Source organism: Nonomuraea africana (assembly GCF_014873535.1).
GTDB classification, from domain to species: domain Bacteria; phylum Actinomycetota; class Actinomycetes; order Streptosporangiales; family Streptosporangiaceae; genus Nonomuraea; species Nonomuraea africana.
Genome location: NZ_JADBEF010000001.1, coordinates 2,299,459 through 2,325,725, shown reverse-complemented (window position 1 = coordinate 2,325,725; position 26,267 = coordinate 2,299,459). Strand labels below are relative to the sequence as shown.

The 26,267-nt window shown below is 72.0% G+C and carries 26 protein-coding genes; 8 read left to right on the top strand and 18 right to left on the bottom strand.

Annotated elements, in window-relative coordinates; genetic code table 11:
- Positions 1–5 precede the first annotated feature (5 nt).
- On the bottom strand, positions 6–443 hold the full coding sequence (locus H4W81_RS10900; RefSeq protein ID WP_192774699.1) for a GNAT family N-acetyltransferase: 438 nt from the start codon (positions 441–443) through the stop codon (positions 6–8).
- A gap of 62 nt (positions 444–505) precedes the next feature.
- On the opposite strand from H4W81_RS10900, the gene H4W81_RS10895 reads away from it, so the two are divergent.
- Positions 506–1,270, top strand: a complete 765-nt coding sequence (locus H4W81_RS10895) for an SDR family NAD(P)-dependent oxidoreductase (RefSeq protein ID WP_192774698.1) — start codon at positions 506–508, stop codon at positions 1,268–1,270.
- On the opposite strand, the gene H4W81_RS10890 is transcribed toward H4W81_RS10895, so the two are convergent.
- Genes H4W81_RS10890 through H4W81_RS10850 form a run of 9 tightly spaced genes read right to left on the bottom strand, consistent with a single transcriptional unit; the run spans position 1,216 to position 9,945 of the window.
- Positions 1,216–1,383, bottom strand: a complete 168-nt coding sequence (locus H4W81_RS10890) for a hypothetical protein (RefSeq protein WP_192774697.1) — start codon at positions 1,381–1,383, stop codon at positions 1,216–1,218. The genes H4W81_RS10895 and H4W81_RS10890 overlap by 55 nt on opposite strands.
- A 24-nt stretch (positions 1,384–1,407) precedes the next feature.
- The gene (locus H4W81_RS10885; RefSeq protein WP_192774696.1) at positions 1,408–2,829 is read right to left on the bottom strand and encodes an aldehyde dehydrogenase family protein; all 1,422 of its coding nucleotides are present in this window, start codon (positions 2,827–2,829) and stop codon (positions 1,408–1,410) included.
- Positions 2,826–3,896, bottom strand: a complete 1,071-nt coding sequence (locus H4W81_RS10880) for a P1 family peptidase (RefSeq protein WP_192774695.1) — start codon at positions 3,894–3,896, stop codon at positions 2,826–2,828. Before H4W81_RS10880 ends, H4W81_RS10885 begins: the two co-directional genes overlap by 4 nt.
- Entirely contained in the window at positions 3,893–5,074 is a 1,182-nt protein-coding gene (locus tag H4W81_RS10875) for a M20 family metallopeptidase (protein ID WP_192774694.1), read from the bottom strand. Before H4W81_RS10875 ends, H4W81_RS10880 begins: the two co-directional genes overlap by 4 nt.
- Positions 5,071–5,856 carry an ABC transporter ATP-binding protein gene (locus H4W81_RS10870; protein WP_192774693.1) on the bottom strand — a complete coding sequence of 262 codons (786 nt, stop codon included), beginning with the start codon at positions 5,854–5,856 and terminating at the stop codon, positions 5,071–5,073. Before H4W81_RS10870 ends, H4W81_RS10875 begins: the two co-directional genes overlap by 4 nt.
- On the bottom strand, positions 5,825–6,721 hold the full coding sequence (locus tag H4W81_RS10865) for an ABC transporter ATP-binding protein (RefSeq protein WP_192774692.1): 897 nt from the start codon (positions 6,719–6,721) through the stop codon (positions 5,825–5,827). Before H4W81_RS10865 ends, H4W81_RS10870 begins: the two co-directional genes overlap by 32 nt.
- A complete protein-coding gene (locus H4W81_RS10860; protein WP_192774691.1) occupies positions 6,708–7,529 on the bottom strand; it encodes an ABC transporter permease in 822 nt (273 codons plus the stop codon). Before H4W81_RS10860 ends, H4W81_RS10865 begins: the two co-directional genes overlap by 14 nt.
- Positions 7,526–8,464, bottom strand: coding sequence for an ABC transporter permease (locus H4W81_RS10855; RefSeq protein WP_192774690.1), 939 nt, complete (start codon positions 8,462–8,464; stop codon positions 7,526–7,528). The genes H4W81_RS10860 and H4W81_RS10855 overlap by 4 nt, the downstream gene beginning before the upstream one ends.
- Complete coding sequence (locus tag H4W81_RS10850; protein WP_192774689.1) at positions 8,461–9,945, bottom strand: ABC transporter substrate-binding protein; 1,485 nt, start codon at positions 9,943–9,945, stop codon at positions 8,461–8,463. The genes H4W81_RS10855 and H4W81_RS10850 overlap by 4 nt, the downstream gene beginning before the upstream one ends.
- Before the next feature lie 87 nt (positions 9,946–10,032).
- On the opposite strand from H4W81_RS10850, the gene H4W81_RS10845 reads away from it, so the two are divergent.
- The 3 genes from H4W81_RS10845 to H4W81_RS10835 all read left to right on the top strand — a co-directional run bounded on the left by H4W81_RS10845 (position 10,033) and on the right by H4W81_RS10835 (position 12,776).
- Complete coding sequence (locus H4W81_RS10845) at positions 10,033–10,791, top strand: FadR/GntR family transcriptional regulator (RefSeq protein WP_192774688.1); 759 nt, start codon at positions 10,033–10,035, stop codon at positions 10,789–10,791.
- 57 nt (positions 10,792–10,848) lie between these two features.
- Positions 10,849–11,637, top strand: a complete 789-nt coding sequence (locus H4W81_RS10840) for an efflux RND transporter periplasmic adaptor subunit (RefSeq protein WP_192774687.1) — start codon at positions 10,849–10,851, stop codon at positions 11,635–11,637.
- Positions 11,638–11,711: 74 nt separating this feature from the next.
- Entirely contained in the window at positions 11,712–12,776 is a 1,065-nt protein-coding gene (locus H4W81_RS10835) for an FUSC family protein (protein WP_318781657.1), read from the top strand.
- A gap of 174 nt (positions 12,777–12,950) precedes the next feature.
- Here the strand turns inward: H4W81_RS10835 and H4W81_RS10830 are convergent, their stop codons facing one another.
- The 5 genes from H4W81_RS10830 to H4W81_RS10810 are packed head-to-tail and all read right to left on the bottom strand — an operon-like array spanning position 12,951 to position 19,294.
- Complete coding sequence (locus H4W81_RS10830) at positions 12,951–13,856, bottom strand: dihydrodipicolinate synthase family protein (protein ID WP_318781656.1); 906 nt, start codon at positions 13,854–13,856, stop codon at positions 12,951–12,953.
- Positions 13,853–14,842 carry an oligopeptide/dipeptide ABC transporter ATP-binding protein gene (locus H4W81_RS10825; RefSeq protein WP_192774686.1) on the bottom strand — a complete coding sequence of 330 codons (990 nt, stop codon included), beginning with the start codon at positions 14,840–14,842 and terminating at the stop codon, positions 13,853–13,855. Before H4W81_RS10825 ends, H4W81_RS10830 begins: the two co-directional genes overlap by 4 nt.
- Positions 14,839–16,734, bottom strand: a complete 1,896-nt coding sequence (locus tag H4W81_RS10820) for a dipeptide/oligopeptide/nickel ABC transporter permease/ATP-binding protein (RefSeq protein ID WP_192774685.1) — start codon at positions 16,732–16,734, stop codon at positions 14,839–14,841. The genes H4W81_RS10825 and H4W81_RS10820 overlap by 4 nt, the downstream gene beginning before the upstream one ends.
- On the bottom strand, positions 16,734–17,693 hold the full coding sequence (locus H4W81_RS10815; protein WP_192774684.1) for an ABC transporter permease: 960 nt from the start codon (positions 17,691–17,693) through the stop codon (positions 16,734–16,736). The genes H4W81_RS10820 and H4W81_RS10815 overlap by 1 nt, the downstream gene beginning before the upstream one ends.
- On the bottom strand, positions 17,690–19,294 hold the full coding sequence (locus H4W81_RS10810) for an ABC transporter substrate-binding protein (RefSeq protein WP_192774683.1): 1,605 nt from the start codon (positions 19,292–19,294) through the stop codon (positions 17,690–17,692). Before H4W81_RS10810 ends, H4W81_RS10815 begins: the two co-directional genes overlap by 4 nt.
- A 115-nt stretch (positions 19,295–19,409) precedes the next feature.
- Here H4W81_RS10810 and H4W81_RS10805 point away from each other — a divergent pair, with 115 nt between their 5' ends.
- Genes H4W81_RS10805 through H4W81_RS10790 form a run of 4 tightly spaced genes read left to right on the top strand, consistent with a single transcriptional unit; the run spans position 19,410 to position 22,266 of the window.
- A complete protein-coding gene (locus H4W81_RS10805) occupies positions 19,410–20,099 on the top strand; it encodes a FadR/GntR family transcriptional regulator (RefSeq protein WP_318781654.1) in 690 nt (229 codons plus the stop codon).
- Positions 20,100–20,159: 60 nt separating this feature from the next.
- A complete protein-coding gene (locus H4W81_RS10800; RefSeq protein ID WP_192774682.1) occupies positions 20,160–20,534 on the top strand; it encodes a BlaI/MecI/CopY family transcriptional regulator in 375 nt (124 codons plus the stop codon).
- On the top strand, positions 20,531–21,472 hold the full coding sequence (locus tag H4W81_RS10795) for a M56 family metallopeptidase (protein ID WP_192774681.1): 942 nt from the start codon (positions 20,531–20,533) through the stop codon (positions 21,470–21,472). The genes H4W81_RS10800 and H4W81_RS10795 overlap by 4 nt, the downstream gene beginning before the upstream one ends.
- A gap of 44 nt (positions 21,473–21,516) precedes the next feature.
- Entirely contained in the window at positions 21,517–22,266 is a 750-nt protein-coding gene (locus H4W81_RS10790; RefSeq protein WP_192774680.1) for a hypothetical protein, read from the top strand.
- 152 nt (positions 22,267–22,418) lie between these two features.
- On the opposite strand, the gene H4W81_RS10785 is transcribed toward H4W81_RS10790, so the two are convergent.
- Genes H4W81_RS10785 through H4W81_RS10775 form a run of 3 tightly spaced genes read right to left on the bottom strand, consistent with a single transcriptional unit; the run spans position 22,419 to position 26,197 of the window.
- Positions 22,419–23,312, bottom strand: a complete 894-nt coding sequence (locus tag H4W81_RS10785) for a TolB-like translocation protein (protein ID WP_192774679.1) — start codon at positions 23,310–23,312, stop codon at positions 22,419–22,421.
- The gene (locus H4W81_RS10780; RefSeq protein ID WP_192774678.1) at positions 23,309–24,490 is read right to left on the bottom strand and encodes an MFS transporter; all 1,182 of its coding nucleotides are present in this window, start codon (positions 24,488–24,490) and stop codon (positions 23,309–23,311) included. The genes H4W81_RS10785 and H4W81_RS10780 overlap by 4 nt, the downstream gene beginning before the upstream one ends.
- Positions 24,491–24,493: 3 nt before the next feature.
- A complete protein-coding gene (locus tag H4W81_RS10775) occupies positions 24,494–26,197 on the bottom strand; it encodes a discoidin domain-containing protein (RefSeq protein WP_192774677.1) in 1,704 nt (567 codons plus the stop codon).
- Positions 26,198–26,267: the final 70 nt, after the last annotated feature.

Here is a 26,267-nt window from a genome sequence, read left to right as displayed (position 1 = left end):
CTGCCCTACCCCCCGAGCGCCTTCCCGTAGGACCGGCTCGTCGGCTCGTCGACGTACTTGCCGTACGCGGGGATCCGCGTGTATCCCGAGCTCTCGTACAGCGCGATCGCCTCGGGCTGGCGGATTCCCGTGGTCAGTCTGAGGCGCGTGTGGCCGAGTTCGGCGCCGAGCGTCTCCAACGCCTTCAGCAGCGCCCTGGCCGCGCCCCGTCCCCTGTGCGACGGCAGGACGTACATCCGCTTGACCTCGCCCGTCCGGCCGTCCACCGGCTGGAGGGCGGCGCACGCGACCGCCCGCCCGTCGGACACCGCGACCAGGAAGCGGGCGGCGGGGTCCACGCCCGAGCGCCCCTCGGGGCCGTAGCGGGCGACGAGCTCCGCGAAGGCCGCCTCGAGCAGGGTCTGGAGCTCGGGGTCGGCGAGCGGGCGTTCCTCGATGAGCACCCGGGAACTCTACACAGCAGCGCACCTAGTGCACTGGTCCGACCAGTAGATAGGGTTCGGCCATGGACTACGAGCGGTTGTTCCGCCTTGACGGGCGTCGGGCGGTTGTCATCGGTTCGGGCAGCGGCATCGGCAGGCAGGCCGCCCTGGCGCTGGCCGCCCAGGGCGCGGAGGTGATCTGCGCCGACCGCGACCTGCCCGCCGCCGAGGAGACCGCGGCGGCGTGCGGCGGCTCGGCCCTGTCTCTCGACGTGCTCGACACCGCGGCGGTGCGGAAGACGGCCGGCGCGCTCGGGGCCGTCGACGTGCTGGTGTTCACCGCCGCCACCAACGTCCGCAAGCGGCTGCTCGACTACTCCGGCGAGGAGTTCCAGCGGGTCGTCGACCTGAATCTGCGCGCCTCCTTCGAGGTGGTGCGGGCCTTCGGCGCCGGCATGGTGGAGCGTGGCACGGGCTCGATCATCGGCTTCGCCTCCATCAGGGCAGCGGTGACCGAGCCTGGGCAGGGGGTTTACTCCGCCACCAAGGCGGGCCTGGTCCAGCTGCTGCGGACCGCTGCCGCCGAGTTCGGCCCGTCGGGCGTGCGGGTCAACGCGATCGCGCCCGGCGTGGTCGAGACGCCGCTCACCCGCCAGATCAAGGACGAGCCCGCCTGGTACGACGCCTACGCCGCCAAGTCCGCGCTCGGCAGGTGGGCGCGTCCGGAGGAGATGGCCGGCGCCGTGGTCTACCTGGCCTCCGACGCGGCCACCTTCGTCACGGGCTCGGTCCTCTACGTGGACGGCGGCTGGACCGCGGTGGACGGCAGGTTCAACCCGCCGAACTGACCCGCACCCGCGCCGTGGGTGGTCCCGAACTCCAGCGCCGTCCTGCCGCCGGTGATCCGCGGGGTGACCAGGGCGCCACGCCTGGTCGTCGCCGAGCCGCGAGCGGAGGCCAAGAGCGCTGCTTCGGCCATGGCGGGTCAGGGGCGGATGATCGCCATTCTGGTCACCGTGAACTCCTCGATGGCGAAGCGCGGGCCCTCCCTGCCGATGCCCGAATCCTTGACGCCGCCATAGGGCATGTTGTCGGCGCGGAAGCCCGGCACCTCGTTCACCACCACGCCGCCCGCCTCCAGCCGCTCGATGGCGGCGAACGCCGTGGCCAGCGATCGGGTGAAGACGGAGACGTGCAGGCCGTACCTGGAGCGGTTGACGGTCTCGAAGGCCTCGTCCAGGTCGGCCACGGCGCGCACGCACACCACCGGCCCGAAGATCTCCTCGTCCCACACGGCCACGCCGTCGGGCACGTCGGCCAGCACGGTCGGCGTGATCACGCCCGCATCCGGCGACGTGGGCGGGGTCACCAGCCGGGCGCCCGCCTCCACCGCGGACTCGACCCAGCCGAGCACGCGTCGCGTGGCGGTCTGGTCGATCAGCGGCGCCACCCTCGTCTCCGGCAGGCGGGGGTCGCCCACGACCACGTCCTTCATCCGGGCGGCCAGCAGGTCGAGGAAGTCGGCCCGCACCGCCTCCTCGACCACCACCCGCTGCACCGAGATGCACGCCTGACCCGACGCGTAGTACCCGCCGCGCACCACGGCGTCGGCCGCGGCCTCGAGGTCGGCGTCGGCCGCGACCACCAGCGCGGCGTTCGACCCCAGCTCCAGCACCACCTTGGTGGGGGCGGCGTTGCGGGCGATGGCGTGGCCCGCGGCGGCTGAGCCGGTGAACGAGACGGCGCCGATCCGCCGGTCCTCCACCAGCGCCCTGCCCACCTCCACGTCGCCCGTGACGAGCTGGACGGCCGCGGCGGGCACGGCGCCGACCTCGCGCAGCAGCTCCACCAGAAGCAGCGTCGCCAGCGGGGTGGCCGGAGCGGGCTTCACGATCACCGGGCAGCCCGCCGCCAGTGCCGGAGCGATCTTGTGGGCGGCCAGCAGCAGCGGGTAGTTGAACCCGGTGATCCCGACGACCACGCCGATCGGCCGCCTGGTCCAGAACCCGACCAGGCCCTCGCCCGCGGGCAGCAGGTCGAGCGGCACGGTCTCCCCGTGCAGCCTGGCCACCTCCTCGGCGGCCGTGGCCAGCGTGACCAGGGTTCTGGCGACCTCGACCCTGCAGTCGACCAGCGGCTTGCCGGTCTCCAGCACGAGCAGCCGCTCGAAGTCCTCCGTGCGCGCCCGCAACGCGTCGTGCGCGCCCATCAGCGCGGCGCGGCGGGCGTGCGACGGCGTCCTGGCCATCTCGCCCGCCACCGCGAGCGCCTCGTCGACGGCTCTCCTGGCCAGCTCGACGGTTCCGACGGGGGCCCGCCCCACCGTGCTCCCGTCGTAGGGGAAGACCACCTCGGCCGTCTCCTCGACCGGCAGCCAGCCTGCACCGATCGGCAGCCCTTCTCTCATCGTCCGCTCCGTGCGCTAGAGAACACATCCAGGTACGCGGGGGCGCCGGCCCTGCCCGTTGCATGCAGGACGGCGTGCGCCACGGCCCTGCTGAAGACGTCGGCCGCCGCGGCCAGCACGTCGTGCAGGTCCGTGTCCTCGGGGCCCGGCAGGCCGCAGGTCGACAGCGCGAAGATGGTGTCACCGTCGACCATCGTGTGCGCGGGCCTGATCGCCCTGGCCAGCCCGTCGTGCGCGACGCCCGCGAGCTTGCCGCACTGGGCCTTGGACAGGGTGAGGTCGGTGGCGACGACGCCGATCGTGGTGTTGAACGAGGGCGCCTTCTCCGGGCGCCACCGCTCGTACTCGCCGGCGTCGGGCTCGACGATGTGGTCGAACTCGCCCGGCAGGCCGTACCGGGTGCCCGAGAGCAGGCCGCTGCCCGGGTCCAGGACCGAGCCCGCGGCGTTGACGACGGCCAGCGCGGCGACGGTGATCCCCGAGGGCAGGACCGCGCTCGCCGTCCCGACGCCGCCGGCCAGCCCTCCGGCCACCGCGCCGGTGCCCGCGCCCACCGACCCGTTGGCCGCATGACCGGGCCCGGCCCCGTCCGGCGAGAAACCCACGGAACCGGCCTGGGCGAGGCCGGGTGGGCCGCCTGCGGGGGCGATGGCCGCGTCGTACGCGGCGGCGCCCATCGCCGCGTCGGGCGTGGCGCGGAAGGCGCCGCCCCTGCCCAGGTCGTAGATGACGGCGCTGGGCACGATGGGAACCACGCCACCGGCGACGGGAAAGCCGGTCCCCGCGTCGGCCAGGCGCGCCATGACGCCGCACGCGGCGCTCAGCCCGTAGGCGCTGCCGCCGGTCAGCACGATCGCGTGGACGCGCTCGACGAGGTTGCGCGGGTCGAGGAGCTCCGTCTCGCGGGTGCCGGGGGCCGCGCCGCGCACGTCCACGCCCGCGACCGCGCCGCCGGGCGGGGCCAGCACCACGCTCACGCCGGTCCGGTAGCCGTCGCCGACCCGCTGGGCGTGGCCGACCCTGAGCCCTTCGACGTCGGCCAGCGAGTTGGTCGCTCCCCGCCTCATTGGCCGGCGCCGGTGAGGAAGCGCCGCGCGGCCTCGGCGAAGACGCGGGTGCAGCGGACGATCTCCTCGACCTCCACGAACTCGTCGGCCTGGTGCGCGATCCACTTGCCGCCGGGCCCGTACACCACGGAGGGGATCCCGCCCCAGTGCGTCAGCACGGTCCCGTCGGTGGAGCCCGGCACGCCGCCGTACACCGGCTCGTCGCCGGTCACGGCGGTGTGCGCGGCGGCGAGGGCGGTGACGACCGGGTGGGTGACGGGCACCTCGACGGGCGGCCGGTCCACCAGGATGGCGACCCGCGACTCGATCCCGTCGAAGGCGGCCAGCTCCTCGACCCTGTCGGCGACCTCCTTGTGCGCGACGCCGGGAACGGTGCGCACGTCGACGAAGACGGCGGCCACCGCGGGGATGACGTTGACCTGCTCCTGGCTGCCCGCCTGAACGACCGTCGGCGTGACGTACACCTCGCCGAGGTGCTCGTGCGCGGGATGGGCGGCCTGCAGCTCCTCCTGGTAGGCGCGCAGGGCGACGAGCAGGGCGCCCACCGCCTGGATCGGGTTGCGCCCGTGCTGCGGCATCGCGCCGTGCGCCATCTTGCCGGTGAAGTCGACGCGCAGCCGCAGCGCCCCCTTGGCGACGGCGCAGATCTCGCCCGCCTCCGGCTCGGCCACGATGGCCGCGTCGACGCCCTCCGACAGGGCGGAGTTGACGAAGTGGTGGGCGCCGATCATCAGGCCCTCCTCGTCGGCCAGCGCGCACACCTTGATCCGGCCGGGGAAGGGCCCGGCCAGCTGCAGCGCCCTGGTGGCGTACAGGACGGCGGCCAGGCCGGACTTCATGTCGGCGCTGCCGCGGCCCCACAGCCTGCCGTCGCGGATCTCGCCGCCGAACGGGTCGACGGTCCACTCCGACAGGTCGCCCTCGGTCACCACGTCGGTGTGGCCCTCGAACATCAGCGTGGGGCCCTCGCCCCCGCCGCCCTCGACCACGGCGACGACGTTCGGCCTGCCGGGGGCGGCCTCCTCGACCACGACGTCCCAGCCCCACGAACGCATCTTCGCCGCGACCAGGTCGGCGGCCGGTTGCTCGCTGCGCCCGCGGGCGGGGTCGTTGGTGCTGGGGACGCGGACCAGTTCCTGGGTGAACTCCACGACTCCCTGGGCATCGATCTCGATCACAGCAGTCCCTCCAGAGTGGGTACGGCCTGCAGCAGCGTCCGCGTGTAGTCGTGCTGGGGAGCCGACCACACGTCGTCGACGAGGCCGCGCTCGACGACGACGCCGCGGTGCATGACCGCGACGGACTCGCACACGTGCCGCACGACGGACAGGTCGTGCGAGACGAAGACCAGGGTGAGCCCGTGCGTGTCGATGAGGTCGGCCAGCAGGTTGAGTATCTGGCCGCGCACGGAGACGTCGAGCGCGCTGACGGGCTCGTCGGCGACCAGCACCTTCGGGTTCGGCGCGAGAGCGCGGGCGATGGCGATGCGCTGGCGCTGCCCGCCGGAGAACTGGTGCGGGTAGCGGTCGGCCGCCGAAGCGGGCAGCCCGACCTCGGTCAGGAGCTGGGCCACGCGGTCGCCGACCGGCCTGCCGAGGGCGACGAGGGGCTCGGCGACGATGTCGCGGACCCTCATCCGCGGGTCGAGCGAGCTCATCGGGTCCTGGAAGACGATCTGCAGGTCGTCGCGCAGGAAGCGCAGCTGCCGCTCGCCGAGCCCGGTGATCTCCCTGCCCTCGAAGCGGACCGAGCCGCTGGTCGGCCGGTCGAGGCCGCACAGCAGGCGCAGCAGCGTGGACTTGCCCGAGCCTGACTCGCCGACGATGCCGAACCGCTCACCGCGCCCGATCTCGAGCGACACGCCGCGCAGCGCCTCGACGCCGGGTTTGAAGCGTGAGGAGCGGTAGACGCGGGTGAGGTCGCGGGCCTCAATCACGGGGGTGCCAGCAGGCGTAGGCATGGCCCTCTCCTGTCAACGCTGGGGCGTCCTCGCACGTCGGCGAGGCGTGGGCGCATCTGTCCCTGAACGGGCAGCCCGAGGGGAACCTGGAGGGGACGGCGCCGGGGATGGTGGGCAGGCGGGTGCCGCGCGGGGTGAGCCTGGAGGCGGCGAGCAGTCCCTCGGTGTAGCGGTGGCGGGGGTTGGCGAACACCTCGCGCAGCGGGCCGCTCTCCACGACGCGCCCGCCGTACATCACGAGCACGCGGGAGCAGACGGAGGCGACGACGGCGAGGTCGTGGGTGATGAACAGCACCGCGGGCGCGAGCTCGACGATCAACTCCAGCATCTGCTTCTGCACGGTCACGTCGAGCGCGGTGGTGGGCTCGTCGCAGATGAGCAGCGACGGCTCGTTGGCCAGGGCGATGGCCAGCATCACCCGCTGCCGCTGCCCGCCGGACAGCTGGTGCGGGTAGGCGCGGGGGGCCTCGACGCCGACCCGCCGCAGCAGGTCGAGGGAGCGCTCCCTCGCCTCGGCGCGCGGCACGCCGTGCAGCGTCATGACCTCGGCCACCTGGGCGCCGACGCGCATGGTCGGGTTGAGCGCGGTCATCGGCTCCTGGAACACCATCGACACGACCCTGCCGCGCAGGCTCTTCACCCGCTTCTCCGGCACGCCGAGCAGCGGCTGGTCCTTGAGGGTCGCCGAGCCCGTGGCGCTGACCCCCTCGGGCAGCAGTCCCATCAGCGAGAGCGCGGTGAGCGACTTGCCCGAGCCCGACTCGCCGATCAGGCCGACGCGCTCACCGGGCGCGATGCCGAACGACACGTCGCGCACCAACTCCACGTCGTCGGCCCGGACGGTGAGTCCCTCAACGCTCAGCACGGATCCTCCTGAGCTTCGGGTCGAGGTGGTCGCGCAGGCCGTCGCCGAGCAGGTTGAAGCCGAGGACGGCCAGCGCGATCGCGAGCCCCGGCCACAGGGCCAGGCGCGGCGTGGAGAACAGCAGCTCCTGCGCCTCCTGCAGCATCCGGCCCCACGAGGGGGTCGGCGGCCTGGTGCCGAAGCCGAGGAAGGACAGAGCGGCCTCGGCGAGGATGGCGATGGCGAAGGAGACCGACGCCTGCACGATGAGCATGGAGCCGATGTTGGGCAGGACGTGCCGCAGCGCGATGGCGAAGCCGCGCCGTCCGGCGGCGCGGGCGGCCATGATGTAGTCGGTCACCATGACCTGCATGGTCGCCGCGCGGGCGATGCGGGCGAAGGCGGGCACCGTGGCCACGCCGATCGCGACCATGGCGGTGAGCGTGCCGGCCCCGTAGACGGCGCCGAGCATGACCGCGAGCAGCAGGGCGGGGAAGGCGAACACCAGGTCGTTGACCCGCATGATCAGCTCGGAGAGCCAGCCGTGCGGCGTCATGCCCGCGACCATGCCGAGCGGCGTGCCGATCACGGCGGCGATGCCGACCGCGACGATGCCGACGTACAGTGTGGTGCGCGCGCCGACCATGAGCTGGCTGAGCGTGTCGCGGCCGAACTTGTCGGTGCCGAGCAGGTAGTCGCCGCCGGGAGCGGCGAGCCGATGAGCGGCGTCCACGAGCGTGGGGTCGTGCGGCGTCCAGACGAACGACACCAGCGCGGCCAGCACCGTGAGGCCGACCAGGACGGCGCCGATGACCAGGTTCCCTCTCATCGCAACCTCGGATCGAGGACGGCGTAGGCGACGTCCACCACGAAGTTCACCAGCAGGACGGCCACCACGAGCAGCATGACCACTCCCTGGACGAGCAGCAGGTCGCGCTGGGCGACGCCGTTCAGCAGCAGGTCGCCGAGCCCGGGGATGACGAAGACCCGCTCGACGACGACCGCGCCGATCAGCAGCGTGGCCAGCTGGAGCCCGAGCACGGTGACGACGGGGATGGCCGCGTTGCGCAGGCCGTGCCGCCACAGCGCGCCCATGCGGCCCCTGCCCTTGGCGCGGGCGGTGCGCAGGTAGTCCTCGCGCATCACCTCGAGCACGGCGCTGCGCACGTACCTGGTGAGGACCGCGCCCTGGACCAGCCCGAGCGACAGCCACGGCAGCAGCAGCGACTGGAACCACATCGACGGGTTCTCGGCCGGCGGCACGTAGCCGCCCGACGGCAGCGCCTGGGCCTGCACCGCGAAGACGAACACCAGCAGGATGCCCGCGAGGAAGGCCGGGACGGCGATGCCGACCTGGCTGAACGCGCTGATGAGCGCCCCGAGCGGGTTGCGGTGGTGGACCGCGGCGAAGGTGCCGGCGGGGACCGCGACGATCAGGGCGATCACCATCCCGCCGAGCACCAGGGTGAGCGTGACGCCGAGGCGCTCGCCGATCTGCTGGCCGATGGGCGAGCTGGTGACGTAGGAGACGCCGAAGTCGCCGGTGGCCAGCCCGCCGATCCAGTCGAGGAACTGCGTCAGCGGCGGCCGGTCGGTGCCCCACTGCCCGCGCAGCGCCTCGACCGCCTCCGGCGTGGCGTTGACGCCCAGCGCGACCTCGGCGGGATCGCCCGGCAGCAGCGCCATGAAGGCGAAGACGACCACACCCGCGGTCGCGGTGCTCGCCAGGAGCACCGCGACCCGCTTGGCCAGATACGCGATCACTGCTTGGTGAGGGCCGTGAAGTCGAAGGCCTCGGAGATGCCGTTCTTCGGCAGCCCGCCCGTGACGTCCTTCCTGGCCACGATGAGGTTGGGGAAGAGGAACAGCCAGTCGGCGGCGGCGTCGTCGGACAGGAGCTTGGCGGCGGCCTTCAGGTCGGCGGCCTGCTCCTCCTCGGTGCCGGAGTCGGCGGAGGCGAGCAGCTTGCCGAACTCGGGATTGTCGTAGTGGAAGTAGTACGACTTGTCGGCGAAGATGCCCATGTCGCGGGGCTCGACGTGGTTGATGATCGACAGGTCGTAGTCGCCCTGCTTGAACACCACGTCCAGCCACCTGGCGGGGAACTCCAGCGGGTCGATCTCCGCGTTGATGCCGACCTGGGCCAGCTGCGACTTGACCACCTGCGCCGCCGCGACCGCGTAGGGCAGGTTGGGGATGCGCATCTTCACGTTGTGGGTCTTGCCGCCGAGCAGCTCCTTGGCCTTGGCGACGTCGTAGGGGTAGTCGCCGGTGCGGTCCTCGTACCAGGGGTCGGTGGGCGGCACCATGCTGCCGATGAGCTGGCCGCGCCCCGCCCAGGCGGTGTCGAGCAGCGCCCTGTGGTCGATGGCGTGGCGGACGGCCTGCCGTACCTTCTTGTCGTTGAAGGGCGGGCGGGCGTTGTTCATCGACAGCACCACCTCGCCGTTGGTGGTGCCCTCGACGACCTGGAAGCGGTTGGGGTCGGCGAACTGCGCGAGCGACTCGGGCGCCTGGACCGCGGAGATGATGTCGATGCCGCCGGTGAGCAGCGCGTTGTTCATCGCCGTGGCGTCCTTGAAGTACTTCAGCGTGATCCGCGGGACCTGCGGCTTGGTCCCCCAGTACTTCTCGTTGGCGGTGAGCTGGATGGAGTCGCCGCGCTTCCACGAGCCGAGCTGGTAGGGGCCGGTGCCGACGGGCTTGTTGGCCAGGTCGGCGACCCCGGTGCGGCTGAACATCGCGCCCAACCTGGTGGCCATCGAGTAGAGCCAGCCGTTGCTCGGCCGCTTCAGCGTCACGACGGCGGTGTGGTCGTCCTTCTTCTCCACCTTGTCGACGACGTCCATCTGGGTCTTGATCTTCAGCTTCCAGTCGGACTTCACCCTGTCGACGGAGAAGACGACGTCGTCGGCGGTGAACGGCGCGCCGTTGGTGAAGGTGACGCCCTTGCGCAGGGTGAAGGTGTAGGTCTTGTTGTCGGGCGAGACCTCCCACTTCTCCGCCAGCAGGGGCTGAATCTTGCCGTCCTGGTCGAGCTTGACCAGGCCCTCGTAGACGTTGACCAGCAACGCCTGCGGGATCGCCGCGCCCTCGGTGGCGGTGAAGTCGAGGTTGGCGGGCTCGGCGACGAAGCCCACCGCGAGCGGCTTGGCCGCGGTCGCGGGGGTCCCCGCGGAGCCGCCACCGCAGGCCGCGCTGAGAAGGAGGCCGCCGAGGGCCATCCAGATGCCGAAGCGCCTCATGCCTTAAGCCTCCTGGCTAGTGCACTGGTCTGACCAGTAGGCTACGCACACTGCCAGCCCAGGACTTTCCGGTCAAGAGGGGGCGTGATGAGCGGACCTCGGTTCCAACCTGTACGGACTGTCCGCGCCTACGAGCGCATCGTCGAGCAGATCGAGCACGCCGTCGAGAGCGGTGAGCTGCGCCCCGGCGAGCGGCTGCCGAGCGAGCGCGACCTGATGGTGCAGTTCTCGGTGAGCCGTTCCACGGTGCGCGAGGCGCTGCGGGTGCTCCAGGCGCGCGGGATGGTGAGGTCGCGGCCCGGCGATCCGCACGGCGCGGAGGTGCTGCCGTTCACGCCCGCCGCGCTGCACAAGTCGATGACCACGCTGGCCAGGGTGGACGAGCTGTCACTCGCCGAGCTGGTGCAGTTCAGGATGGTGCTGGAGGGCGCCGCCTACCTGCTGGCGGCCAGGCTCCACACCCCTTCGCAGCTGGCGGAGATGGACGCGGCGATCGCGCGGATGCGGGCCGCCGAGGGCGAGGAGGAGTTCGGCGCGGCCGACGTGGACTTCCACGACGCGGTGGCGCGGGCCAGCGGCAACAAGCTCATCCAGATCTGCAGCGACGTGGTGCGCTCCATCGTGGTGAACCTGATCGCCGACAAGATCAGGGCGCCCGAGCTGCGCGCCCGCAGCATCGCCCACCACGAGGAGGCGCTGGCCGCGGTCAGGGCCGGCGACGGCCCGCTGGCCGCGCGGCTGGCCCGCCAGGCGCTCAGCGACTTCTACTCCCCCTACCTGCCCGAGGGCGCGCTCGGCGTGCTCCTCGAGGAGGCAGCAGGCGAGGAGGCGGCCGGCGGCGCGTAGGCGGGCAGCCTGACCACGAAGACCGCGCCTCCGCCCTGGGGCGAGGCGGCGCCGATCGTGCCGCCGTGCGCCTCGACCAGCGCGGCGGCGATCGACACGGCCCAGCGGCAAGCCGAGCGCGGCCCCAGCGGCAAGACCACGCCCGGAGCGCAGGCCGACTCCCGGCGCGGCGACCAGTCGAACACGCCCTGCGGCATGAGCGAGGAGCAGGCCGAGTCGGGTCTCGCCAAAGCCCGGGCCGCCATGGAGCGGGCCGCCGACGCCGTCAGGGGCACAAGGATCGTCGCCCCCGCCTCGGGCACCGTGCTGTCGGTCGCGGGTGCGAAGGGCGCCACCGCGGGCACCGGCGCCTTCATCACCCTCGGCGACCTGGACGAGCTGCAGGTTCAGGCGCTGTTCACCGAGTCGGACGTCAACAGTTTCCGCCTCGGCCAGCAGGCCGCCGTCACGCTGGCCAGCCGCCAGGGCGAGCGCTACACGGGAACCGTCACGCACATCGCGCCCACCGCCACCACCACGGGACGTCTGGTCCGCTACGCCGTGACCATCGCCTTCGACGAGCCGCCCAAGGACCTCCTGCTCGGGCAGACCGCGACCGTCACCGTGACGACGGGCGAGGCCGACGACGCGCTCTACGTTCCCGCGCGGGCCGTCCGGACCGGGAAGGACGGCACCGCGACGGTGACCGTACGGACCGCCGGGGGTGAGAGCGAGCGGCAGGTCACGACAGGGGTGCGCGGCGACCAGTACGTCCAGATCAAGGACGGCCTTCGGGCCGGTGACAAGGTCGTGGTCGGGCAGTCCGGCGGCGGCGAGTTCCCCGACGGCAGCTGGCCCGAGGGCTGACATCCAACGCTCAGCTCGCTGCCAGCTTCCGCCCCGGTAACTGGTTTGTCATATTTTCTGGGCATGCTGACGGCGTGACTCTTGACCTGCGAGGACGGCTGGACCGCCTCGCCCTCATGGCGCCCTCGATCGGACAGTGCGCGGTGGCCGCGGCGCTGGCATGGCTGGTGGCCAAGGACCTGCTCGGCCACCCCCGCCCGTTCTTCGCGCCGATCGCGGTGCTGCTGAGCATCGGCGTGGGACTGGGTGCGCGGCTGCGCAGGGTGGCCGAGCTGGTGGTCGGCGTCGGCCTCGGCATCGGGGTGGGCGACCTGCTGATCTCCAGTATCGGCTCGGGCCCGTGGCAGCTCGCGCTCGTCGTCGCGCTGGCCATGGTCGTGGCGGTGCTCCTGGACAGCGGGTCGCTGATCGTGCTGCAGGCCGGCTCGTCGGCGGTGCTGGTGGCCACCCTGCTGCCGCCTTCAGGCACCGGCGGCCTCGACCGCATGGTGGACGCCCTGCTCGGGGGTGTCCTCGGCCTCGCCGCCTGCGCGCTCATGCCGGCCAGCCCGGCCGCCATCGTGCGCCGCCACGCCTCCGCGGTGTTCGAGGCGCTCGCCGCGGCGCTCGACGGCACGGCGCTGGCCGTCGAGCGCGCCGACCCCGAGCTGGCCGCCGAGACACTGGAGGAGGCAAGGGGCACGCAGGGGATGATCGAGCAGTTCTCCGGGGCGCTGGAGACGGGCAAGGAGCTCGCCACCATCTCGCCGGTGCGCCGCCGGCACCGCCGCCTGCTGCTGCTGAGGTACGAGAACGCGGCCACGCCCGTCGACCACGCGCTGCGCAACGCCAGGGTGCTGGCCCGCCGTGCGCTGGTCGCCCTGGACCAGGGCGCGAGCGTCCCGGACGGGCTGGCGCCCGCCCTTCGGCAGCTGTCGGCGGCGGTCCTGCTGCTGCGTGACGAACTGGCCGCGGGACGGGAGCCCGCCGGTGCGAGGGAGGCGATCGCCGCGGTGGCCGCCGCGCAGACCGGCGCCAGGACGGGTTTCTCGGCCGACGTGATGACGGCGCAGCTCCGCTCGATCATCGTGGACCTGCTCCAGGCCACGGGCTCGGACCGCGAGCACGCCGCCGCCTCCCTCCCACCCCTGGCCGACTGAATCGCCGACCCGGGCCGGCCCTGGATGCGGCCGCGTGCCCTCTCGAATGTCGAGGGACCTGCCCAGAGGCCGGAGTTCGGGGCCGGATTCCAGAAGGCTGGAGTTTCGGAAGACCGGTTCCTGGGAGGAATTCCGGAAGGCGGGAGCTCCGGAGGGCTCGAGAGACCGGGCGGGTCAGAGGAGGCCGGCGTCGGCGAGGTGTTTGCCGACCCGCCTGACCTCGTCCTCGTTCAGCGGGACCTGCGGCAGAGCCGTGGTCGGGTGGTCGATCACCCCGCGCAGGTGCAGCGCCGCCTTGAAGGCCCCGAGCGCGGACGAGCCCCCGCCCATCCTGGGCAGTCCCACCGCCACCAGGGAGAACAGCCGCACCAGCCGCTCCTGTTCCGACCGCGCCGCCGCCCAGTCCCCCGCCCTCGCCGCGGCGAACAGGCGGGCGTAGCCGTGCGGGTCCACGTTGCCGAGCCCGGGGACGACCCCGTCCGCGCCCATCCACAGCGCCGAGTCCACGGTGACCTCCGATCCCGTCAGCACGCTGAAGGACGCGGGCCGCGCGAGGATGACCGAGCGCAGCCCTCCGTCGTCGCCGCTGGAGTCCTTCAGCCCCGCCAGCACACCCGCCGCGGCCAGCTCGAGCAGCAGGTCGCAGCCGAGCTTGGTGTGCACGGAGACCGGAAGGTCGTAGGCATAGACCGGCAACCCCGCCGTATCAGCAATTGTCCGGAAATGGAGGGCTATCTCCACAGGATGGGTGCGAGCATAGAACGGCGCGGTGGCCACGATGCCGTCCACCCCCGCGGCGACCGCCGCGCGCACGTGGTCGAGCACCCTGAGCGTGGTCATGTCGATCACCCCGGCCAGCACCGGCACCTGTCCCGCCACGTGTCCGACCACCGTGTCGAGCACGGCCCTGCGATGCCCGTCCGGGAGGTAGGCGGCCTCCGACGAGGAGCCGAGCACGAACAGCCCGTCGACGCCGCCGTCCATCAGGTGGTCGACCAGGCGCGTCAGCGACGGCCGGTCCACGTCGAACGACGGGGTCAGCGGGGTGCACACCGGAGGGATCACGCCGGTCAGCTTCACGAATTCTCCATAGCCTGGTTGATCAGTTCGACATCCGTGGCCCCCGCGGGCACGGGGTGGTGACAGCGGAACAGGTGCCCCTCGGCGCCGGTCGGCTCGGGCATCGACGACGCGCACTGGGCGTCGGCCTTCCAGCAGCGGGTGCGGAAGGGGCAGCCGCTGGGCGGGCGGGTGGCCGAGGGCACCGCCCCGCCGAGCGGGATCGGGTTGATCGGCGACAGCAGCCCCGGCGTCGCCGAGAACAGCGCGCGCGTGTAGGGATGCCGGGCCCGATGAGGGACGGCCAGTGCGGGCGTCTCCTCGACGATCCGCCCGAGGTACATGGTGACGACCCTGTCGCTCATCCGCCTGACGGTCTGGATGTCGTGCGAGACGAAGACCATCGCCAGGCCGAGCCTTTCCTTCAGGTCCAGCAGCAGGTTGAGGATCTGGGCGCGGACCGAGACGTCGAGCGCGCTGGTCGGCTCGTCGGCGATCAGGAGGGCCGGCTCGAGGGCGAGCGCCCTGGCGATGGCCACGCGCTGGCGCTGCCCTCCCGACAGCTGCCCGGGCAGCAGGTCGGCGCTGGAGGCGGGCAGGCCGACCAGGTCGAGCAGCTCGGCCACGCGGGCGTCCCTGTTCGGCCGTCCGTGCACGGTGAGCGGGTCGCGCAGGATCTGCCTGATCGGCAGCCGCCTGTTCAGCGCCGTCGACGGATCCTGGAAGACCATGCCGACGCTGGCGCCGAGCAGGGGACGGCGGCGCGACTCCGGCATGGACCACACGTCCTGCCCGTGGAAGGAGAGCGTGCCCGAGGTCGGCCGCTGCAGGCCGACCAGCACCTTGGCCAGCGTGGACTTGCCGCACCCCGACTCCCCCACCACGCCGACCGTCTCTCCCGCCGACACGGTCAGGTCGGCGGCGGTGAGCGCGTGGACGCGGTCGCGGGAGAACAGCCCGCCCGTGCGGGCCCTGTGCACCACGTGCACGTCGGTCAGGGAGATCATGCGGGCACCTCCACCTTCGCGGGGTGGTGGCAGGCCACCCCGTCGAGGAGCGCGGGAGCGTCGGTGTGGCACACCTCGGTGGCCATCGGGCAGCGGTCGGCGAACCGGCATCCGGCGGGGAAGTCGGCGGGTGAGGGGACGACGCCGCGGATCTGGGTGAGCCGTTCGGCGCCCGCCTCCAGCGACAGGACCGAGCCGAGCAGACCGCGCGCGTAGTGGTGGCGCGGGTTGCCGACGAGCGCGGCCGTGGGGCCGGTCTCGACGATCTGCCCGCCGTACATCACGGCGACCCTGTCGGTGACGTCGGCGACCAGCGCGAGGTCGTGGGAGACCAGCACGAGCGCGAAGCCGAGCTCGGCGCGCAGGCGCAGCAGCAGCTCGATCACCTGGGCCTGGACGGTGACGTCGAGGGCGGTGGTGGGCTCGTCCGCGATGATCAGCTTGGGGTCGCGGGAGAGCGCCATCGCGATGAGCACCCGCTGGCGCTGGCCGCCCGACAGCTCGTGCGGGTAGGACGACAGCGTGCGCGGCGGGTCGAGGCCGACCAGCTCGAGCAGCTCGGCGGGGCTGCGGGTGCCGCCGCGCCGGACGACCTGCTTGAGCTGCGACTTGATGGTCATCGCCGGGTTGAGCGAGGAGAGCGCGTCCTGGTAGATCATCGCCATCTCATGGCCCATGAGCCGCCGCCTGGCCCGCCTGGAGAGCGTCAGCAGGTCGCGTCCCTCGAAGAGCAGGGAGCCGCCGATCTTCGCGCCGCGCGGTTGCAGGCCCATGACGGTCAGCGCGGTCAGGGACTTGCCGCAGCCCGACTCGCCGACCAGGCCGAGCACCTCGCCCGGCCGTACCTCCAGCGAGATGCCGTCGACGATGTCCACCTCGTCGAAGGTGATCCTCAATCCGGTGACCTGGAGGATCGGCTCGCCCGTCGGCAGCGGTCGCGCGCGTTCGGCCAGGCGCCTTGCCGCCTCGGCCAGGCCGGGCAGCGGGGTGACCTCGCCGGGGACGGGCTGCTCGAACGCCCTCTTCCTCGCCGGCCTCGCGCGAGCGGCGGGAGCGGCCCAGGCGTCGGAGACGCCCTCGGACAGGATGTTGAGCGCGAGCACGGTGATGAGGATCAGCAGGCCCGGGAAGACCGTCGCCCACCAGCCGCCGAGCAGCACGAGGTTCTTGCCGTCGGCGATGACGCTGCCCCACGAGGGGTTCGGCGGGCGCACGCCCGCGCCGATGAACGACAGCGACGCCTCGAACACGATCGCGTCGGCGACCATGACCGTGCAGAACACCAGCACCGGCGCCGCGCAGTTGACCGCGACGTGCCTGACCAGGATGTACGGCGTGCGCGCCCCGATGATCCGCTCGGCCGCGACGTAGTCCTCGCCGTACTGGGCGAGCACGTTGGCCCGCACCACCCTGGCCACCGACGGCATGTAGAGAAAGGCGATCGCCATGACCAGCACGGGGATGCTGCCGCCGAACACCGCGACCAGCACCGCGGCCAGCGCGATCCCGGGGAAGGCCATGATCACGTCGAGGATCCGCATCACGGTCTCGTCGACGGCCTTGCGGGAGGTCGCCGCCACCGCTCCGATGATCGCGCCCGCCACCAGCGCCAGGCCGGTCGCGCCGAGGCCGATGAGGAGCGACCAGCGCGCGCCGTACAGCAGCCTGGACAGGATGTCGCGGTTGGCGCTGTCGAGCCCCATCCAGTGCGCCGCCGAGGGGCCGCCACCGGCGGCCTGCTGGAAGTACGGCGAGTGCGGCGCCAGCCAGGGCGCGAGCAGCGCGCCCACGACCACCAGGCCGAGGACGCCGAGCGCGACCCACGACAGCGGTGAGAGCCTGCGGAAGGCGACGCCCGGGCGGGACAGCCGTTCGGTGAGTCCGTTTCTCATCAGCCCGCGCTCCTGAGCCTGGGGTTGATCAGCAGGTAGAGGACGTCCACGGCGAGGTTGACGATCATGAAGCCGACCGCGATGGTCAGCACGACGCCCTGGACGACCGCGGGGTCGCCGTCACGCACCGCGTTGATCATGAGCTGGCCCATGCCCGGCAGGCCGTAGATCTGCTCGATGACCACCGCGCCGCCGATCAGGTAGCCGATGCGCAGGCCGAGCACGGTCAGCGGGTTGATCAGCGCGTTGCGCAGCACGTTGCGGCCGACGACCACGACCGGCGGCAGGCCGCTGCCGATCGCGGTGCGCACGTAGTCGCGGTCGAGCTCCTCCACCATCGAGGTGCGGATGATCCTGGTGAGCTGGGCGGCCACCGGCAGCGACAGCGACAGGGCGGGCAGCGTCATCGAGCGCAGCCATCCCGAGAGCGAGTCAGCGGGGTTGATGTAACCGCCGGTCGGGAAGAGCCCCTCCCCCACCGACAGCCACTGGATCATCAGCAGCGCCAGCCAGAAGGCGGGAGCGGCCACGCCGACCAGCGACACCATGCGGATCACCTGGTCGGGCCAGCGGTCGCGGAACAGCGCGCCGGTGACGCCGAAGACCAGCGCGAGCACGATCGCGACGCCGAGGCCGAGGAAGGTGAGCTGCAGGGTGAGCGGCAGCGCGGTAACGACGGACTCCAACACCGGCTTCTTGGTCAGCACGCTGGTGCCGAGGTCGCCCTGGAGCAGGTCGCCGACGAAGCGCACGTAGCGCAGCGGCAGCGGGTCGAGCAGGCCGTTCTCCAGCTGGAACTGGCGGATCTGCTCAGCGGTCGGGTTGGCGCCCTGGAAGTAGGCGTACTCCGGCTTGTTGTTGGAGAAGCGCATCACGACGAAGACGAACGCGATCACGCCGAGCAGCAGCGGGATCAGGATGAGGACGCGCCGCAGCAGCATCCGCAGGACGACGATCATGCCCGCCTGGCCTGCAGGAGGTTGATGCCGGGGTATGCCTGCGCCCTGATGCCCGACAGCTTCTTCGGGTCCCACGCGGTCATGAGCTCGGTGTGCACGACCGGGTAGAGCACGGCCTGCTCGGCGATGACGTCGAGGTAGGAGTGGATCAGCTCTCGCCGCTTGGCCTGGTCGAGCTCCCGCGTCGCCTTGTCCATGAGCGCGAACAGCTTCTTGGCGTCGTCGCTCTCGGCCCACTTGGTGTACTTCATCCAGACGCCGCCGGGCACGTAGTTGTAGTGCAGGATCAGGTCGGCGTCCATGCCGAACTGGTTGGGGTTCGAGGCGGCGGCCACCACCTGGTAGTCCTGCGACTGGTCCATCTTGGTGAAGACGGCCGTGGTCTCCTGCGGCTCCAGGGTGGTCTTGACGCCGATCGCCTCCCACGAGGCGGCGATGGTCGGCAGGCAGTCGACGATCCAGCTCACGTTGACCGACATCAGGTTGATCGACAGGTCCTTCACACCCGCCTCGGCCAGCAGCGCCCTGGCCTTCTCGGGGTCGTGGTCGTAGACCGTGGCGGCCCGCCGGTGGTCGGGGTGCTGCTCGTTGAGGAAGGAGCTGGACGCGCTGCCGTGGCCCTTGAGCGCCACCTCGATCATCTTCGGCTTGTCGATGGCGTAGTGGAGCGCCTGCCGTACGCGGACGTCGTCGAAGGGTTCGGTGGCGGTGTTGAACATCAGGAACATGTGGTTCATGCCCTTGCCGCCCTCGACGGTCAGGCCCTGCTGCCTGAGCTGCTCGATGTTGGCGTAGGGCACGTTGTCGGCGATCTGCGCCTCCGCCGAGGCGCCGGAGATCTTGGCGACCCTGGCCGAGGCATCGACGATGGTCAGCCAGTTCATCTTCTTGGCCGTGGCGGGGCGCGGCCCGTTGTATCCGGCGTAGGCCTCGAAGGTGGTGTTCGACTTCGGGTTGTGCGCGGTCTGCTTGTAGGGACCGGAGCCGACCGCCTTGCCGCCCTTGGCCGCGTCCCAGGCGCCCGGCTGGGAGAAGACGTGCTTGGGCATGATCTTGGCGATCGACAGCCTGGGCGCGGCGTCGGGGAAGGGGAACTTGAAGACCAGCTCGACCGTGCGGTCGTCGACCTTCTTGACCTCCTGCAGGAACGGCCGGAAGAACGATCCCGTCAGCACGTTGGCCTCGGGGTCGAGGATGCGCTGGAAGGTGAAGACCACGTCGTCGGCCGTGACCGGCTGCCCGTCGTGCCAGGTGGCGCCCTGTCTGAGGGTGAAGGTCCAGTTCGTGGCGTTCACGTCGGACGGCAGCGCGGTCGCCAGCGCGGCGTACGGCTCGCGCGTGATCGGATCGGTCTCCAGCAGGCCCTCGTAGATGTGGTTGTTGGCGGCCATGGCGAAGGCGGAGGCCGTCTGCGTGGGGTCCCAGCTGCCGTCGTTGCCGTAGCCGATGACAGCGGTGATCAGGTCGGTGTCGGAGCCCGCGCCCACCGATCCCGTCGAGGCGGGGCCGCCGGAGCAGGCCGCGACCGTGGTCGCGATGAACGCCGCGGCGCCGGTCGCCCCGCTGTAGCGAAGAAAGTCGCGACGGCTCAACCTGGACATGGGCGTCTCCTCTCCTAGGACGTGGGACGTCCTACCAATAAGGTAAAGTGGAGGTTAGGCTCCATGAAGGTTCCGGTCAAGAGAAGGTTTCGGCAATGTTTCCTAGGATGCACGCGTGAGACTGAGCCGCGCGGTCGAGGTCCAGCAGGCCGTCAAGGAGCTCATCGTGAGCCGCAGGCTCGCGGCGGGCGATCCGCTGCCCACCGAGACGGAGCTCATGGAGGAGCTGGGCGCCAGCCGCAACTCCGTGCGAGAGGCGCTCAAGGCGCTGCAGGCGGTCGGCATCGTCGACATCCGCCACGGCTTCGGCATGTTCGTCGGCCGCATGTCGCTCAACGGGCTGGTCGACGAGCTCGCCTTCCACAGCCGCATCAGGATGCACGACGACGGTCCGCGCCAGCTCGGTCACCTCGTCGAGATCCGCGAGGTGCTCGAGGCCGGGCTGGTCGAGCGCCTCATCGACCTGGGTGACGCGGCCGACCTCTCGCCGGTGGCCGAGGTGATGGCGCGGATGAGCGCCGAGGCGGAGGTGGGCGTCATCTCCCCTGAGACCGACCGGCTCTTCCACGACGTGCTCTACCGGCCGCTCGGCAACCCGCTGGTCGGCCAGCTCCTCGGCGCGTTCTGGGAGGTCTACCACCAGCTCCGCGACCATCTGGGCACGCCGGACGAGTCGCCCGCCGATCTGGCCAGGCGCCACCGCGACATCTACACCGCGGTCGCGGCGCGCGACAGGGCCGCGGCGGTCGCGGCCGTCCACGCCCACTTCGAGGGGGTCCGCAACCGCCTGGCCCGGCTCACCTAACCCCGGGCCCGGCCCGCCTTCAGCCCTCGATTCTCCTACGATCGCAGGTAGCATGAGCCCATGGTGCGCGCACTGGGTGATCTCGAATCCACGATCATGGACAGGATGTGGTCGTACCGCCGCCCCGCCTCCGTGCGTGACGTGCTCGAAGACCTGAGGCGCGAGCGCGAGATCGCCTACACCACGGTCATGACCGTGATGGACAAGCTCCACAAGAAGGGCCTGCTGCGCCGCCACCCCGTCGGCAAGGCGTACGTCTACGAGACCGTCAGCAGCAAGGAGGCCTACACCGCGGGCCTCATGCGCGAGACCCTCGCCAGCGGCGGCAACCAGGCGGCCACGCTCGTCCACTTCCTCGAGCGGCTGACCCCCGAGGAGGCCGCCGCCCTCGAGTCGGCGCTGCGCGTCTACCCGCCGAAGGGCCGTCAGGCATGACCGACGCCGCCCTCCTGGCCGGCTACGCCGTCGTCGCCGCCCTGGTGCTGGCCAGGCCGCTGTCGGCGGCGCGCTGGGCCGAGCGGGCGCCGCGGCTGGCGATCGCCATGTGGCTGGCGGCCTGCGTCTCGGTCGCGGGTTCCGCGTCGCTGGCGGTGCTGACCGCGGCCGTGCCGGCCGACGCCATCGGGCACGGTCTGGCCGACCTGCTGGAGATCTGCACCATGATCCTGACCGAGGGCCCGGGCGCCGGCGCGTGGGCGGCGCTCGGCGTCTGCGGGCTCGTGGCGGTACGGCTGGCGGCCTGCCTGGCGGCGGTGCTGATGCGGGCCAAGCGGGAGCGCGGCCGGCATGCCGCGATGCTGGCGTTGCTGGGCCGTCCCGACCGGGCGCTCGGCGCCGTCGTCGTCGACTACGCCGAGCCGCTGGTCTACTGCCTGCCCGGGCGCGGCGCCAAGACCGTGATCACCACCGCGGCGCTCCGCTCGCTGAGCGGGCCGCAGGTGGCCGCGGTGCTGGCGCACGAGCGGGCGCACGTCCGCGGCAGGCACCATCTGGTGCTGGCGGCCGGCGAGGCGTTCGCCCGCGCCTTCCCCTTCGTACCGCTGTTCGCCTCGGCGCGGCGGGAGGTGGCGCGCCTGGTCGAGCTGCGCGCCGACGACGTGGCCGCCAGCCGCCACCCGCGCGCCCAGATCGCCGCCGCGCTGGTGGGCCTGGCCACCGGACGGGTGCCCGCGTTCGTGATGGGCGCGGGCGGACAGAGCGCGCTGACCAGGGTGCGCCGCATGCTGAGCCCCGCGGCGCCGCTGGCCAGAGGCGAGCGGGTGGCGGGCCTGGCCGCCGTGGCCCTGTTGCTGGGCGGGCCCGCCGTGGTGGCCGCGGCGCCCGCGGTGAGCGCGTTCGTCGCTCACCACTGCCACGCGCTCATGGGGCGATGAACTACGATTCCTCGTCGTAGCTCTGGTCTCGACGGAGGATTCCCATGCACGATGTGTTCGCCAGGCTCGACGCCTACGGCGAGCGTTACCGACTCGAACGCGCCCTGGTTCCCGACGACGACTGGATCGCCTGCTCGCGCCTGCTCGACCCCGGCTCGCCCGAGCTGGCCCGCGTCCTGGAGGCGGAGCGGCACGCCAGCGGCCAGGTCTCCGAGCACGCCACCGCGCTGACCGTCATCGCGGTCTACGCGAGCCGCGTCACCACGGCCGCGCTGCTGGCCTGGGCGCTGGAGGGCGTGCTGGTGGACGTGCGCCCCTCGAACGTCGCCCTCCGCCTGTCGGAGCACCACGGGTTCGAGGCGGTGGGCCTGCGGGAGCCGTCCGTGGTCGAGGGCCCGGTCGAGACGCTGGTCTCCTGGGTGCTCGACGAGCACCTGCTGCCGCTGGCGGACGCCCTGCACACGCGCACCAGAGCGGGGGTGCGGCAGCTCCACGGCGGCATCGCGTACGGCTGCGCGGCGGCGTTCTGCTCGGCCAGCCTGCGCGGCGGCGACGCCGACCTGCTGGAGGCGGCCTACCACCGGTTCATGGCGGCGGCGGGCGGCGGGCTCGACCGGCTCGGCAGGATGGTGCGGCTGCGTGAGGGCGGGCGCGAGGGCCTGTTCTATCTGCGCGACACCTGCTGCCTCTACTACACCTCGGCCGAGAAGACCCTCTGCGCCAGCTGCTGCCTGGACACCCGCGAGGACCGGATCGCCAACTACCAGAAAGTCCTGAGCGGACTGGTGGCCTAGCCTCCTCTTCAGCCTCGGCCTCAGCCGCCGAGCCACGCGTCGAGCCTGCCCAGCAGCGCGGACTCGGCCACTCCGCAACCATCGCGACCGCCAGGAGCACGAGCACTGAGCGCATGCCGCGAATGTACTCCGATCAGCGGACGGCGGACGGCTCAGCGGACGGCGGAGGGCGAGGAGGCGTTGGCGACCAGCAGGCGGGGGGAGCCGGTGCCGTCGGCGGGCACGGCCCACACATCGGGTCCCTTGGCGTACATGACGGTGCGGTCGTCGAGCCAGGCGGCCTGGTCGTCGATGGCGGCGCGCTCGGCCAGCGGCGTCTCCTCCATCGTCGCCAGGTCGAGGCCGTGCAGCCGCCAGGCGCCTCCCGGCATGAGCTTCTTGAACACCAGGCGCCTGCCGTCCGGCGACAGCGAGGGGCACTCGGCGTTCTCTCGCAGCACGCGCGCCTGCCACCTGCCGTAGTCGCCCTCCACGAGGTAGGTCCTGCCGCGGGTGGAGACGGTGGCGTAGAAGCGGTTGTCGTCGCGGGCGAAGGTGACGCCCCAGTAGTTGACGTCGGCGGAGAAGTAGCGGCGGCCGTCCTTGGTCAGCGGGATCTCCTCCATGTTGGTGATCGCGTAGCCGGTGCGGTTGTCGAGGATCCCGGTCCAGGTGGAGAAGCCGCCCTTGTTGTAGGAGTCACCTGTGACGAAGACCGTCCAGGAGATCATCCGCCCGGAGGGCGACACCCTGGCGCGGCTCGGGATCCCCGCGATGTGCAGCCGCCTGATCTCCTTCATGGTCCTGTCCACCACGACGGCGTAGGTCTTGGCGACCTCGGTGACCAGGCAGACCCCCGTCCCCGAGGCGGTGGCGAACCGTTCGCACCTGGTACGGCTGCCGCGCACGAGGCCGCTCGCGTGGTCGCGCACCACGATCTGACCGGGCTTGGCGAGGTCGAAGGCCGCCTCCTGCGCGGGGGCGACCCTGGCGGCGCGCACCGCGTAGAACAGCGCGCCGCCGCCGAGCACGAGCAGCGTCACGGCGAGGATCAGCGCCTTCCTCATCGGACCACCTTCCAGAACCCCAGGCAGGCCACGATGCCCGCGCCCATCACGACCAGCCCGGGAACGGGCCCGAAGAACGTCCACGCGGCGCCGTACATGATCGAGGAGAGCATGCGGGCGACGGCCTGTCCCGTCTGCAGCAGCGCCAGCCCGCTGGTGCGCAGGTGGGCGGGGAGCAGCGGGCCCGCGGCGGCCATCAGGACGCCGTCGGTGGCCGCGTAGAAGAGCCCGAACATCGCCAGGACCAGCCAGTACGGCGCGCCGCCGCCGAGCAGCGCGTAGACGCCGACCAGCGCGAGGTGGCCGAGCATGAAGACGGGGATGCGCCCCCACCTGTCGGCCAGCCGCCCTACGGGCACGGCCAGCAGCAGGTAGACGGCGGCCGTGCCGAGCGGCAGCAGCGGGAAGTGCTCGGGCGCGATGCCGGTGCCCTTCTGCAGGAGCAGGTAGACGAACGGGTCGCTGACCGTCACCAGCCCGAGCGCGGCGGCCAGCAGGCAGATCCGGCGGAAGCGCGGCTCGCGCAGGAGCGCCAGGCCGACCCTCGGCCGCACCCGCGGCACCGGCGTCACGGCGGACGGCTGCTCCCTGACGTAGAGCACCAGCAGCACGACGCCGAAGACGGCGATCGCGAAGCTGACCACGAACACCACGTCGTAGGCGCCCGTCGCGCCGAGCACCGCGAAGGCGGCCAGCGGACCGAGGAAGGCGCCGACGGTGTCCATCGCCCGGTGGACGCCGAAGGCCTGGCCCTGCGTCTCGGGCGCGGCGCTGAGCGAGATCAGCGCGTCGCGGGGCGCGGTGCGCAGGCCCTTCCCGGTCCGGTCGGCGGCCACGACGGCGCCGAGCAGCCCCACCGAGCCGCCCGCCGCCATCAGGCCGAGCTTGCACACCGCCGACAGCGCGTAGCCGAGCCCCGCGACCAGCTTGCGGCGCTGCCACCGGTCGGCGGCGTGCCCGGCGGCCAGCCGTACCACCGCGGTCACCCCGAAGTAGAGCCCGTCCAGCAGCCCGTAGGCCAGCGGGCTCAGCCCCAGCACGAGGACCGCGTAGTACGGCAGGACCGCGGTCACCATCTCGGAGGAGACGTCGGTCACCAGGCTGACCATGCCCAGCGCCAGCACGTTCGCCGGCACGGCCATGGTCAGCCCGCGATAACGGAATCCTGCGATGTACATCGATCAGTGGCAGGTGTAGGTCGGGCTGGTGTCCTTGACCGCGCCGTCGACGCCGACCAGCTGCCAGGAGAAGGTGCTCTCGCCGAGGCTGAGCTTCACCACGCCGAAGGTCCCCGACAGCCGCTTCTGGCTGTTGGGCTGCACGTTCTCGATGTTGTACGGCGGCGCGCCGCCCATGCCGCCGAGGATCTCGACGATGCCGTTCGGGTCGGCCTGGGCGCTCGGGTTCTGCGGCCCGAAGCGCTCGTAGTGGTGGTCGTGGCCGTTGAGCACGAGGTCGGCCCGCTTGTCGTAGAGGATCTGCCAGACCGGCCTGCTGACGGGGTCGTTGCCGTGCTCGCCCGAGCTGAACAGCGGGTGGTGCCAGTAGGCGGCCACGCAGCGCTTGGTGTTCGCGGCCAGGTCCGCCTTGAGCCAGGTGATCTGCGCGCTCTGGTCGAAGGCGTTGGAGTCGAGGGCGACGAAGTGCCAGTTGCCGTGGTCGTAGCTGTAGTAGCTCTTGCCGTTGGGGTAGGCGATCGACCCGAAGTACGACTTGTAGCCGGCCAGCGAGCCCGCGGGGTCGTAGGTCTCGTGGTTGCCGGGCACCGGACGGGTCTTGCTCTTGAACGCGCCCCACGTCTTGTCGTAGTAGGCGGTGAAGTCCTGCAGCCTGGCGTCGTCGTACTGGTTGTCGCCCATCGTGATGACGAACTCGGGGTTCATCGTCTTGACCAGGTTGGCGGTCTTGGGATGCATGCACGAGCTGGAGCTCGCGGTGCACTGCTCGGCGATGTCGCCGGCCGCCGCCACCACGAACGAGCCGCCGCCCGAGGCGGGGCCGACCGTGAGCCGGTCCAGGTTGGGGCCGCCGCTCGCGGCCGTGGCGGTGGCCCGCACGGTGTTGGCGCCGGCGTTCAGCGTCGCCGTGAGCGAGACGTCCGCCCAGGTGCTCCAGGCGCCGGTGCCGGGGAAGTCGCGGCTGACGGCGGCGGCGCCGTTCACCGCGACGGCCAGCGGCCGGTTGGCCGTGGTGCCGTTGGCGTAGCGGAAGGTCAGGGTGTGGGCGCCCGCGGTGGCGGCGGTGACCGTCCACTCGACGTAGCCGCCCACGGTGTTGACGTAGTCGACGAAGCCGCTGCCGGTGAACCCGGCGTGGTTGCTCGCGACGCTCGCCTGGGAGAGCGTGGCGTCCTCGGCCTGGTAGTCGGGGCCGCCGGGGTTGCCGCCCCCGCCCTCGCCGTAGACCTGCATCTCGTACAGGGAGTAGCCGTAGGAGGTGCCGCGGGCGGTGCCGTACACGCGGACGTAGCGGCCCGAGCCCGACACGGTCAGATCGTCGGTGCCGCCGTCGCCGCTGGAGGTGGAGTAGAGGGTGGTCCAGGCGGCGCCGTCACTGGAGGCCTGGATCTGGTAGGCCCTGCCGTACGCGGCCTCCCAGGTCAGCTTGATCCGGGTGAGCGGGGTGACGGCGCCGAGGTCCACCTGGAGCCATTCGGGGTCATGGCCCTCGGCCGAGGCCCATCGGGTGGCGGTGAGGTCGCCGTCGAAGGCGTTCGCGGCGCCCAGGGTGGCGTCCTCGACGGAGGAGGCGGTCGCCGGTCGGCCCTGCGAGAGCAGGGATTCGGCGGCAGTGGCGGACGCGGAGGAGGAGGCGGTGGAGGAGGTGGCGGGGCCGACGAGCAGCCCAGCCACGAGGAGGAGGGATAACAGCAGCACACGCGGCATCGAGAGCTCCAAGGCATAGGGGAACTACACACGACGCACGGCCGGGGCAGAGATCACTGAGCGCGTCACG